The sequence below is a fragment of the Burkholderia sp. BCC0322 genome, from assembly GCF_902833045.1.
GTDB lineage: Bacteria > Pseudomonadota > Gammaproteobacteria > Burkholderiales > Burkholderiaceae > Burkholderia.
Window position 1 is genome coordinate 144,620 of record NZ_CADFDU010000016.1, and the last position, 11,641, is coordinate 156,260.

The 11,641-nt window shown below is 62.6% G+C and carries 8 protein-coding genes, 1 tRNA gene and 1 pseudogene; 4 read left to right on the forward strand and 6 right to left on the reverse strand.

From position 1 onward, the window contains the following. Positions 1–37: 37 nt before the first annotated feature. The 4 genes from parC to HWX39_RS31560 form a co-directional block, all read right to left on the reverse strand. Positions 38–2,359: a DNA topoisomerase IV subunit A gene (gene parC / locus HWX39_RS31545; RefSeq protein WP_175971526.1), complete on the reverse strand. Its 2,322-nt coding sequence runs from the start codon at positions 2,357–2,359 to the stop codon at positions 38–40. Between the two features lie 69 nt (positions 2,360–2,428). Further along, positions 2,429–4,411: a DNA topoisomerase IV subunit B gene (parE, locus tag HWX39_RS31550; protein WP_175951056.1), complete on the reverse strand. Its 1,983-nt coding sequence runs from the start codon at positions 4,409–4,411 to the stop codon at positions 2,429–2,431. A gap of 242 nt (positions 4,412–4,653) precedes the next feature. Next, positions 4,654–6,639, reverse strand: coding sequence for an ATP-binding cassette domain-containing protein (locus HWX39_RS31555; protein ID WP_175971527.1), 1,986 nt, complete (start codon positions 6,637–6,639; stop codon positions 4,654–4,656). Positions 6,640–6,914: 275 nt separating this feature from the next. Then, positions 6,915–7,319 carry a DUF4399 domain-containing protein gene (locus HWX39_RS31560; RefSeq protein ID WP_175971528.1) on the reverse strand — a complete coding sequence of 135 codons (405 nt, stop codon included), beginning with the start codon at positions 7,317–7,319 and terminating at the stop codon, positions 6,915–6,917. Positions 7,320–7,519: 200 nt separating this feature from the next. Here HWX39_RS31560 and HWX39_RS31565 point away from each other — a divergent pair, with 200 nt between their 5' ends. From HWX39_RS31565 to HWX39_RS31575, 3 genes are all read left to right on the forward strand, one after another. Beyond that, the gene (locus tag HWX39_RS31565) at positions 7,520–7,702 is read left to right on the forward strand and encodes a rubredoxin (RefSeq protein WP_045567368.1); all 183 of its coding nucleotides are present in this window, start codon (positions 7,520–7,522) and stop codon (positions 7,700–7,702) included. Between the two features lie 156 nt (positions 7,703–7,858). Beyond that, positions 7,859–7,933, forward strand: a tRNA-Arg gene (locus HWX39_RS31570). A 167-nt stretch (positions 7,934–8,100) separates the two neighbouring features. Continuing rightward, the gene (locus tag HWX39_RS31575; RefSeq protein ID WP_175971529.1) at positions 8,101–9,330 is read left to right on the forward strand and encodes an integrase arm-type DNA-binding domain-containing protein; all 1,230 of its coding nucleotides are present in this window, start codon (positions 8,101–8,103) and stop codon (positions 9,328–9,330) included. Between the two features lie 59 nt (positions 9,331–9,389). On the opposite strand, the gene HWX39_RS31580 is transcribed toward HWX39_RS31575, so the two are convergent. Then, positions 9,390–10,838, reverse strand: a complete 1,449-nt coding sequence (locus tag HWX39_RS31580; RefSeq protein WP_175971530.1) for a HEPN domain-containing protein — start codon at positions 10,836–10,838, stop codon at positions 9,390–9,392. Between the two features lie 28 nt (positions 10,839–10,866). After that, complete coding sequence (locus HWX39_RS31585; protein ID WP_175971531.1) at positions 10,867–11,154, reverse strand: hypothetical protein; 288 nt, start codon at positions 11,152–11,154, stop codon at positions 10,867–10,869. Between HWX39_RS31585 and HWX39_RS31590 the strand changes: the two are divergent. After that, positions 11,150–11,595 (forward strand): annotated as a pseudogene (locus tag HWX39_RS31590) (integrase core domain-containing protein); the annotation flags it as partial. The gene HWX39_RS31585 and the pseudogene HWX39_RS31590 sit on opposite strands and share 5 nt — an antisense overlap. Positions 11,596–11,641 lie beyond the last annotated feature (46 nt).

The following is an 11,641-nucleotide window of genomic DNA, read 5'->3' on the forward strand; positions in this document are numbered from 1 at the left end:
GATCGCGGCCGAGCCGGACGATCGAACGTGCGCAGCGTCAGCCGAGTAGCGGACGCAGTTCGCTGACGACCTTGAGCTTCGTGTCGGGCGCGCGGCCCTTGCGTGCGCGCTTGCCGACGTGCGGCGCCAGCCCAGCATACGACAGCGTCTCGTCCATCGCCTTGCCGCCGCGGCCGGTGCCGATCAGCACGACGCCCGCCGGATCGATCGCGAGCGCCTGAACGAGCGTTTCCTTGTCGTCGAGCGCCATCAGGATCACGCCGCGCCCGCCGCCGGACAGCGTCTTCATCTCGTCCATCCCGAACACGAGCAGGCGGCCGCCGCTCGACAGGCACGCAATCTGCGTTGCATTCGGCAGCACGGGCATTGGCGCGAGCGGCACCGCGCCTGCGTCGATCGTCATGAATGCCTTACCGGCCTTCACGCGGCTCACCATGTCACCGACCTTCGCGAGGAAGCCGAAGCCGTTGCTCGATGCGAGCAGCAGTTGCTGGTCGGCCGGCGCCGCGAAGTAATGCATCAGGTGCGAGCCCGATTCGAGCTCGATCAGCGACGTGACAGGCACGCCGTCACCACGCCCGCCCGGCAGCACCGACACGTCGACCGAGTACACGCGGCCGCTGCTGCCCCACGCGATCAGGCGGTCGGGCGTGCGGCACTGGAACGCCGCATACAGATGGTCGCCGGCCTTGAACGTGAAGCCGGCCGGGTCGAGCCCGTGGCCCTTCAATGCACGCACCCAGCCCTTCTGCGACACGACGACCGTCACCGGTTCGTCGACCACCTTCGCCTCGAACGTCGCGCGCTTTTCCTGCTGGATCAGCGTACGGCGGTCGTCGCCATACTGCTTCGCGTCGGCCTCGATCTCCTTGATCATCAGCCGCTTCATCGCGCTTTCGTTCGCGAGCAGTTCCTCGAGCTTCGCCTTTTCGTCGCGCAGCGCTTCGAGTTCCTTCTCGATCTTGATCTTCTCGAGCCGCGCGAGCTGGCGCAGGCGGATTTCGAGAATGTCTTCCGCCTGCCGTTCGCTGAGGCCGAACGCGCTCATCAGCGCGGCCTTCGGCTCGTCCGACTCGCGGATGATGCGGATCACCTCGTCGATGTTCAGGAAGACGATCATCCGCCCTTCGAGGATGTGGATGCGGTCGTCGACCTTCGCGAGACGATGGCGGCACCGGCGCGTCATCGTCAACTGGCGGAACTTCACCCACTCGTCGAGGATCGTCAGCAGGCCCTTCTGGCCCGGCCGGCCATCGGCGCCGATCATCACGAGGTTCAGCGTCGCGTTCGATTCGAGGCTCGTATACGCGAGCAGCGTGTTCACGAATTCCGTCTGGTCGATCGTGCGCGACTTCGGCTCGAACACGAGCCGCACCGCCGCTTCCTTGCCCGACTCGTCGCGCACTGCGTCGAGCAGGTCGAGCATCGCCTTCTTCGTGTTGAGCTGCTCGGGCGTGAGCGTCTTCTTGCCGAGCTTGAGCTTCGGGTTCGTCAGCTCCTCGATTTCCTCGAGCACCTTCTGGCCCGACGTGCTCGGCGGCAGCTCGGTGACGACGAGCTGCCACTGGCCGCGCGCCAGATCCTCGATCTTCCATTTCGCGCGCACCTTCAGGCTACCGCGACCGGTTTCATAGGCCGCCGCGATTTCCGTGTCGCTCGAGATGATCTGGCCGCCGCCCGGGAAATCCGGGCCGGGAATCAGGTTCATCAGCTCCGCGTGCGTGAGCTTCGGATTGCGGATCAGCGCGACCGCCGCCGCCGCGACTTCGCGCAGGTTGTGCGAAGGGATTTCGGTCGCGAGACCGACCGCGATGCCCGACGCGCCGTTCAGCAGCACGAACGGCATGCGGCTCGGCAGCGTCTTCGGCTCCTCGAACGAGCCGTCGTAGTTCGGCATGAAGTCGACCGTGCCCTGGTCGATCTCGTCGAGCAGCAGCTTCGCGATCGGCGTGAGGCGTGCTTCGGTGTATCGCATCGCCGCCGCGCCGTCGCCGTCGCGCGAGCCGAAGTTGCCCTGCCCGTCGATCAGCGGGTAGCGCAGCGAGAAATCCTGCGCGAGACGCACCAGTGCGTCGTACGCCGACTGGTCGCCGTGCGGGTGGTATTTACCGAGCACGTCGCCGACCACGCGCGCCGACTTCACCGGCTTCGCGTCCGGGCCGAGGCCCATTTCGTTCATCGCGTAGAGAATCCGGCGCTGCACCGGCTTCTGGCCGTCGCACACGTCGGGCAGCGCGCGGCTCTTCACGACGCTGACCGCGTAGCTGAGATACGCCTGCTCCGCGTAGTTGCCGAGCGTCAGCGCTTCGGCGTCCGGTGCATCGGAACCGGCGAAGAGATCGGAAGTGTTGTCGTCCATCTGAATTCCGTATTCGTAAGTGGCGTGAGGCCGGGCCGGGTGTCATCCGCGGCCGCGCGGGCGCTCGGCTTAGATATCCGCTTCGACGTCGTTGCCCTTTTCCTCGAGCCAGCCGCGCCGCGCGGCTGCCTCGCCCTTGCCCATCAGCATCGTCATGCGCGCGACGGTCGCCTCGTAGTCGAGCTCGCCGAGCTTCACCGGCATCAGGCGGCGCGTGTCGGGGTTCATCGTCGTATCCCACAGCTGCTCGGCGCTCATTTCGCCGAGACCCTTGAAGCGGCTGATGCTCCATTGCGTCTCGCGCACGCCGTCCTTGCGCAGCTTGTCGAGGATCGCTTCGAGTTCGCCGTCGTCGAGCGCATAGAGCTTCTGCGCGGGCTTCTTGCCGCGCGCGGGCGCATCGACGCGGAACAGCGGCGGACGCGCGACGTACACGTGGCCGCGCTCGATCAGTTGCGGGAAATGCTTGAAGAACAGCGTGAGCAGCAGCACCTGGATGTGCGAGCCATCGACGTCCGCGTCCGACAGGATGCAGATCTTGCCGTAGCGCAGGTTCGACAGGTCGACGGTGTCGTCCGGGCTGTGCGGATCGACGCCGATCGCGACCGAGATGTCGTGCACCTCGTTGTTCGCGAACAGGCGGTCGCGCTCGGTTTCCCATGTGTTCAGCACCTTGCCGCGCAGCGGCAGGATCGCCTGATATTCCTTGTCGCGGCCCATCTTCGCTGAGCCGCCCGCCGAGTCGCCCTCGACGAGGAACAGTTCGTTGCGCGCGATATCTTCCGTCTCGCAATCGGTCAGCTTGCCGGGCAGCACCGCGACGCCCGAGCTCTTGCGCTTCTCGACCTTCTGGCCCGCACGCGTGCGCGCCTGCGCCTGCTTGATCACCAGTTCGGCGAGCTTCTTGCCGTGCTCGACGTGCTGGTTCAGCCACAGCTCCAGTGCCGGACGCGAGAACGACGACACGAGCTTCACCGCGTCGCGGCTGTTCAGGCGTTCCTTGATCTGCCCCTGGAACTGCGGATCGAGCACTTTTGCGGACAGCACGAACGACACGCGCGCAAACACGTCTTCCGCGAGCAGCTTCACGCCCTTCGGCTGCAGGTTGTGCAGTTCGACGAAGCTTTTGACCGCCTGGTAGAGACCGTCTCGCAGGCCGGATTCGTGTGTGCCGCCGGCCGGCGTCGGGATCAGGTTCACGTACGACTCACGCACGAGCGAGCCTTCCTCGCTCCATGCGACGACCCACGACGCGCCCTCGCCTTCGGCGAAGGTGTCGTCGCCCGAACGCGAATCGGCGAAACGCTCGCCTTCGAACAGCGGGATCAGCAGCTCGCTGCCGTTCATTTCGTCGAGCAGGTAGCCGCGCAGGCCGTCCTCATATTTCCACGTCTGGCGCTCGCCGGTCTTCTCGTTGACGAGCACGACCTCGACGCCCGGCAGCAGCACGGCCTTCGAGCGCAGCAGGCGCTGCAGTTCGCCGAGCGGCAGGTTCGGCGAATCGAAGTACTTCGGATTCGGCCACACCTGCACGCGCGTGCCGGACTTCTTCTCGCCGCGGCCCGCACCTTGCGTCGCGAGCGGCTTCACCACATCGCCGTCGGCGAAGCCGAGTTCCGCGATCTTGCCGTCGCGCCAGACCGTCACGTCGAGGCGCGTCGCCAGCGCGTTCGTCACCGACACGCCGACGCCGTGCAGGCCGCCGGAGAACGTGTAGGCGCCGCCCGCGGCCTTGTCGAACTTGCCGCCCGCGTGCAGGCGCGTGAAGACGATCTCCACGACCGGCACGCCCTCTTCCGGGTGCATGCCGAACGGGATGCCGCGGCCGTCGTCCTCGACAGATACCGACTGGTCCGCGTGCAGCGTGACCGTGATCTGCTTGCCGTAGCCGCCGAGCGCCTCGTCGGACGCGTTGTCGATAACTTCCTGGATGATGTGAAGCGGATTCTCGGTACGGGTGTACATGCCGGGGCGCTGCTTGACCGGCTCGAGACCCTTGAGCACCTTGATCGATGCTTCGCTATAGGCCGCGCTGGGTTTCTTCGTTGACATAGGCGCTGAATTTCGTCATTCATCGGGACGTTGTCCACACCTCGTGTGGATAACGTCGTGGACAAAACGTTGAGTTCCGTAAAAAAGCGAATCGAAACAACGGTGTGCTTGGACTGCTCCGAAAGCGGGCGCGCGGCGTGCGCTGCGCTGCCCGGGACGCGCGGTATTTTACTGGTTCCGCGTGGCACGCCAATCGCGGAATCGCGCGCGGCGGCCGCCGGCCGCGCGACGCGTCAAGCGTTTTACGCGGGCTTGCGCTTCGCCTCGAGCGTTTCCCACCGTTCGAGCGCGGCGAGCAATTCGTCGTCGATCGCCGCGAACCGCTCGGTCAGGCGCGTGCCTTCCTGCGGATCCTTCGCGAAGATCGAGCCGTCTTCGAGTTGCGCATTGATCGTCTTCTGCTCCTCTTCGAGCGCGGCAATCTTCTCCGGCAGCGAATCGAGCTCGCGCTGCTCGTTGAACGACAGCTTCACCGTGCGTTGCGCGTTGCGGCCCGCAGCGCTTTTCGCGGCCTCTTCCTTGACGGGCGCCGCGTCCTTGACCACGCGCTTTGCCGCTTCCTGCTGCGCGAGCTGATCCGCACGCGCACTCTGGATCTGCCAGTCGGTGAAGCCGCCGACATACTCGCGCCACTTGCCGTCGCCCTCGGCCGCGATCACCGACGTCACGACGTTGTCGAGGAACGCGCGATCGTGGCTGACGAGCAGCACCGTGCCGTCGTAGTCGGCCAGCAGTTCTTCGAGCAATTCGAGCGTCGGGATGTCGAGGTCGTTGGTCGGTTCGTCGAGCACCAGCACGTTGGCCGGACGCGCGAACAGGCGCGCGAGCAGCAGCCGGTTGCGCTCGCCGCCCGACAGCGACTTCACCGGCGAACGCGCGCGTTCCGGCGCGAACAGGAAATCGCCGAGATAGCTCATCACGTGCTTGCGCACGCCACCGATCTCGACCCATTCGCTGCCGGGGCTGATCGTATCCGCGAGGCTCTTTTCCTGGTCGAGCTGCGCACGCATCTGGTCGAAATACGCGACCTGCAGGTTCGTGCCGGTGCGCACCGTGCCTTCGTCGGGCTTCAGTTCGCCGAGAATCAGCTTGAGCAGCGTCGTCTTGCCGGCGCCGTTCGGGCCGATGAAGCCGATCTTGTCGCCGCGCATCACCGTCGTCGAGAAGCGATCGACGACCGTGCGGCCGCCGTAGCGCTTCGTCACGTCGGTCAGCTCCGCGACGATCTTGCCGGACTTCTCGCCCTGCGCGACGTCGAGCTTCACGTTGCCCTGCGCGTTGCGGCGCTCCGCGCGCTCGTTGCGCATCTGTACGAGCCGCGCGATGCGGCCGACGCTGCGCGTACGGCGTGCTTCGACGCCCTTGCGGATCCACACTTCCTCCTGCGCGAGCAGCTTGTCGAACTTCTCGTTTTCCACGCGCTCGATTTCGAGCTGCTGCGCCTTGCGCGTCTGGTACGCGGAGAAATTGCCCGGGTACGACAGCAGCCGGCCGCGATCGAGATCGACGATGCGCGTCGCGACGCGGTCGAGAAACGCGCGATCGTGCGTGATGAACAGCAGGCCCGCGCGCTGCGCGACGAGCAGCTCTTCCAGCCAGCGGATGCCGTCGAAGTCGAGGTGGTTGGTCGGTTCGTCGAGCAGCAGCACGTCGGGCTGCAGCACCAGCGCGCGCGCCAGCGCGACGCGCTTCTGCATCCCGCCCGACAGCGCGTCGACCGGCGCGTCGACGTCCGCCAGGCCGATCTGCGCGAGCGTCATCGACACGCGCGTGCGCCAGCTCCACGCGTCGTGCGCATCGAGCGACGACTGCAGTGCGTTCATCCGCGCGAGCAACGCATCGTGCTCGGCGCCTTCGGGGATATCCGCGAGGCGGTGCGCGATCGAATCGTATTCTTCGAGCAGTTCGCGCGTGTGCGCCAGCCCCGATGCCACTGCGTCGAACACCGTCGCGCCCGGCTCGAATTCAGGCTCCTGCGGCACATAGACGGTCACGAGCTCCTGCTGGCGCGTGACCAGCCCGTCGTCGGGCTTCGCGAGCCCGGCGACGATCTTCAACAGCGACGACTTGCCCGCGCCGTTGCGGCCGATCAGGCCGACGCGCTCGCCGGCTTCCAGCGAGAAATCCGCGTGATCGAGCAACGCGACGTGACCGAACGCGAGTTGCGCGCCGGAAATGGAATAGAGCGACATGGGGAGACGGCGATGAGAGAAATCGGAAGCGCCCATTGTACCGGTCGCGGGCGACGCCACCGGTATGGCCGGACGGATAAGCCCGGCAAACGGGTCGAGGGGCGGGTTGGAACGCGCCTTCGACGGCTGGCAGGCCGTGTCCAGCGAAGCGCGTCGATGCGATGCGATCGTACACCGGGTGCGCCCGGCTGCCGGTCGCAGACGCCGGGCGCGGGTTCCGGGCAAAAGGCCCGCGTCGGCCGGATGCCCAAGGCCGGCCGATCGATCATTCCGCGCCGGACGCCCAAGGCGCCCGTACGCGGCATACGCGCTTACTTCACATTGATCGAGATCGTCGAGCTCAGTTCGGGGCCGTACGACCGGTGCATGCCGTCGCCGAACTGTAGCGTCAGCGTATGTTGGCCGGGCGGCAGCTTGATATCGGTTTCGGTCTGCGCCTTGCCGAAGTGCAGCGAACGTTCGCTCGCGGGAATCACGTCGCCCTTCGGAATCGGCCGGCCGTCGATCAGCAGGTGATGATGGCCGGTATTCGGCGTCATGTCGCCGGCCGGTCGAAGTTCCATCCCTTCGACCCCGAACTTCACGTGCACCGGGTTCGACACCGTCGCGCCTTCGCTCGGCGCTTCGAAATACACGCGCGCCTCGGCCCGCGCCATCGTCGACACGGCCATCGCCGCCACACACACCGCACCCGCGATCCACTTTCTGTTCAGCATCGCATTCTCCTTATGATTGGACAGCCCGGGAAGCATACACCGCACGCAAGGCACATGTGTTTCGGTTGCGTTGTTCGCGATGCGTACGTTTAACACGACGTTGCGGAGCCGTTCGGCGAAATTCCGGTACCATTGCGCCTTTCGTCCGCCGGCCAGGCCGCGGACGGCATCACCGGATTTCCATTTTTCCCGAGCGCTACATGAGCGAAGTAACCGAATACCAGAGCTGGGTCTGCCTGATTTGCGGGTGGGTCTACAACGAAGCGGAAGGGCTGCCCGACGAAGGCATCGCGCCCGGCACCCGTTTCGCCGACATTCCCGCCGACTGGCGCTGTCCGCTGTGCGATGTGGGCAAGGACGATTTTGTTGTCGTCGATTTCTGATTCGCTGATTCTTTGATTTTCCGGTCGCGGCCGATTGCGCGATCACACGCGTCGGCGTGCATTCCGCCCCGCCGACGCGCCGCGTGTTTGCTATACTCTGCGCGCTGTCCACACCGCCGTCCGGTTCGCGTGTTTTGCGATTACCCGGACATGGCTCTCCCCGTAGTTCAATGGATAGAACAAGCGCCTCCTAAGCGCTAGATACAGGTTCGATTCCTGTCGGGGGGACCAAACAAGTTCCCATCGTCTCCCATGGTTACCCAAAAGGTCGCACACAGCCTTGTGTCGCCCGGACTTTCGCTGCCATCATTGCCCAAGGTTACCCACTACAAGCAACCTAACTTGGGGGCATCTTTTGGGACATGCCTCCATGCCCCCAAACTCGATGCCCCCACGCCATGCCGAAGCGCGCTACTCCGCTGACCGAGATGCAGATCCGCAAGGCCAAGCCGGCCGACAAGCCCTACCGCCTAGCTGACGGCAAGGGCTTGTATCTCGAGGTCATGCCGAATGGATCAAGATACTGGCGGATGAAGTATCGATTCGACGGCAAAGAGAACCGCGCCGCCTTCGGCGTCTATCCAGAGGTGACACTGGCTGAGGCTCGACAGGCCTGCCTCAATGCGCGGAAGCAACTGGCCGCCGGCACCGATCCCACCGAGCAGAAGCGGGAAGTTAAACGCACCCGGGCAATCGAAGCCGCGTCGACGTTTGAAGCCGTCGCGCGCGAGTGGTTTGTGACCCAGAAGGATGGCTGGACCGAAGTGTATGCCGGCAAAGTGATCAATTCGCTTGAGGTCGATGTTTTCCCCCGAATCGGCCACCGTCCGATCCGAGACATCGAGGCGCCCGACATGCTCGAGATCCTGAGAGCTGTCGAATCTCGCGGTGTGCGAGAGACAGCAAGGCGCATCCTCCAGCGCTCGCGGGCGGTGTTCCAGTACGGAATCATGACGGGGCGATGCCCTCGCAACCCCGCTGCCGACATCGACGCCGAGACTGTTCTCAAGAAAGGTAGTGGCGTCAAACACATGGCGCGGGTCAAGCCCGTTGAAATCCCGCAACTCATGAGAGACATCGCCGCGTACCAAGGCGATCTCGTCACGCGGCTGGCGCTCCGCTTCATGGCACTGACGTTCACTCGAACAACCGAGATGATCAACGCGGAGTGGGATGAGTTCGACGAACGTGCCGCCGAGTGGCGGATTCCTCCCGAGCGGATGAAGATGCGCGACCCGCACATTGTCCCGCTGTCGCGTCAGGCTCTCGACACATTGGCCGCCTTGCGTGAGCTGAACGGCGCCCACCGGCATGTGTTCTATAGCGTCCAAGGTCGAAGCCACATCTCGAACAACACCATGCTCTACGCGCTCTATCGCATGGGCTACAAGTCGCGAATGACCGGCCACGGATTCCGCGGCTTGGCCGCAACCGTGCTAAGGGAACTCGGTTACAGTCGAGACGTCGTCGATCGTCAGCTCGCGCATGCGGAACGCAATCAAGTCACTGCCGCATACGTGCACGCCGAATTCCTGCATGAGCGCCGAAAGATGATGCAGCACTGGGCAGATCACCTCGACGCCCTTGAGGCTGGCGCTTCGGTCATCCCGATCAACGTTGGGCGATAGCTAGGCTTAGGTGGAATGGAGCAAATCTGCACGAGGATATGAACATTCAGTGCGCTACTTCATGCCAAGAGCCCGGTTTCCCGAAATGCGTGCAGTACCTCGTGTGATTTGGGTCCATCGAACAACCATTGCTTAGTCTGTTCCATATCGACGCCAATCTCCTTTAGCAGCAGTGCATGGTACATGTACGCCACAGCCTCCGTTTTCATTGCTACATCCTTGACGAAGTCTTGATATTTCCCCTCGTGACGTTGACCTCCAAAGTGCGAAATATCGTTGCGGGCCTTAGCACACGCAGCACAAAAATTTTGCAAATTCACATCGAGAAAATCGAGCGGAAGCGCGCGGAACATCTCGAACAGTCGTTCCTGCAACGATGGCTCGCTTGCATTTTTAAGTCGGCCTTCAAGCCAACTACGATCACGTTTGTTAGCAACTTGCCCCAAGATGCGCTGAATCTTTTCCTGCAACTTCGGAGCAGGCGCGAAATTTCCTTCCTTACGACGATGGAGTGACTCAAGGCCCCAGATGAGATTCACAAACCGATGCTCGACATACAATTGCATACCACGGCGCGTACCAAGATACAGGTAGAAACCGGGCCCAAATTCGCTATGCTTTTGTCGCCAAGCATCGAATACCCTCCCGAAACTTTCTCGCAATTGAATAAAATTTGTCCAGCAGTCTCGCCACTCCGGCATCTCTGAAGACCGACGCTGGCCGTAAAAGTACACGTCAAAAATACTACGATTGGCCTTTAAGCGCGGCCGCGCCAGCGAGTAATTTGAACCTGTAAGCAAGATGAACAAGTCCTGAACAAGTCGATACTCTTCGAGCATTTCGTCCAGCGAACGTTTCTGCTTGTACTTCACGCGAATGAACGCGCTCTCGACGAGTCGGAGCTCATGCGATCGATGTACATGAGAACTCGGAAACGGCGCCAAGATGTCATAGCGCACTGACAGTGCACAATCACCGAGCTCATATAGACAAGGCTTCGGAAGACGATGTTTCGCGGCGACGCTTGATCTCGTTCGCTTCGTCTCAATACTGCCGAGTCTCAACCACCCCTCGAACCCGTCCATGTCGACGTCCATTGTGTCGAAAAGAATCGGCTTCACGCCAAATGGTCTGGTCAACCGCGAGATCAAACAGTAGTCGGCTGCAAAGCCGTCGAATGAGACGCCGTTGCTGCTAAATCTCCCACCGCGTCGCCGCAAGCTAAGCAACAGTACGCATTTGTTGCTGTCTATGAGTCGCCCCTGGATAGTCCTGTCGGGAGGCAACTCCTGCGCTCCTGAAACTAGCACTGCCATGGGACCATGTTCGTTATCGAAGTAGTTGTCGAGCTTAAGCCGAATTCGCCCGCTCTCATCGATAGAAAGCGTACCCGTTATGGCTTCCGGCGGTGCAAAGTGATTGTCCGGCAGCGGTGTGTCGTTCCACCAGAAGTAGCCCCGCTCTTCGAGTATTTTTGTGGTCAAAATCAACTCTTCATTTGGTTTCACAAAGATCGTCTAAAAATACGAAACATCCCTAATCACGGACAGGCAGCTCAAAGAACATGATCCTGTCGGATCTAGGTTCAATCTGTTTTGCCCGCGGCATCTCCTCGATCATCAGTGAATCAATAACATCGTTTCCAAGCAATGCCGTCAAGACCGCGACAACGTAGTCGCTATACAAGCCGGCGACCTCGACGACCTCTTGCACGACTAGCCCGAACGCTTTGCCGGCGTTCGCCTCCTCGGTAATCGAGGCCAGCCGATTTATCGCCGCCAGTTCCGATACGAAGATCAGGTTGTGACCATGATTCTGCGACATGTACACGCGCGAGTGCCTGGTCATCGAGGTCGATACTTCGCTGCCGGGCTTACGAGTGCAGCAAGTGCTCGAGCAGCTCAAGGAGATGCGAGGCTTACCCGCATCCATCACGGTCGACAACGGGCCGGAGTTCGCTGGTAAGGTGCTGGATGCATGGGCCTACGAAGCCGGTGTCACGCTGTCGTTCGTTCGGCCTGGCAAGCCGGTGGAGAATGCCTATATCGAGAGCTTCAACGGGCGGTTCCGCGATGAATGCCTGAACGAGCACTGGTTCGTCTCGATGCGCCACGCCAAGCGGCTGATTGAGGAATGGCGTATCGAGTACAACACCGACCGCCTCATAGTTCGCTCGGCTATCTGACGCCTGCGCAGTTCACCCGGGCGCACGACACGAAGCAGCAGTTTTTTGAGCGGCCCCCAGTAAACAGTGCCATGATGTAAGCGAGTTTTCGGCGGACTTTTTCAGTATGAAAGGAGCCGTACGATG

Coding starts and splice junctions, on each gene's coding strand:
- parC (WP_175971526.1), bottom strand. CDS start 2,359: ATGGACGACAACACTTCCGATCTCTTCGCCGGTTCCGATGCACCGGAC.
- parE (WP_175951056.1), bottom strand. CDS start 4,411: ATGTCAACGAAGAAACCCAGCGCGGCCTATAGCGAAGCATCGATCAAG.
- HWX39_RS31555 (WP_175971527.1), bottom strand. CDS start 6,639: ATGGGCGCTTCCGATTTCTCTCATCGCCGTCTCCCCATGTCGCTCTAT.
- HWX39_RS31560 (WP_175971528.1), bottom strand. CDS start 7,319: ATGCTGAACAGAAAGTGGATCGCGGGTGCGGTGTGTGTGGCGGCGATG.
- HWX39_RS31565 (WP_045567368.1), top strand. CDS start 7,520: ATGAGCGAAGTAACCGAATACCAGAGCTGGGTCTGCCTGATTTGCGGG.
- HWX39_RS31575 (WP_175971529.1), top strand. CDS start 8,101: ATGCCGAAGCGCGCTACTCCGCTGACCGAGATGCAGATCCGCAAGGCC.
- HWX39_RS31585 (WP_175971531.1), bottom strand. CDS start 11,154: ATGTCGCAGAATCATGGTCACAACCTGATCTTCGTATCGGAACTGGCG.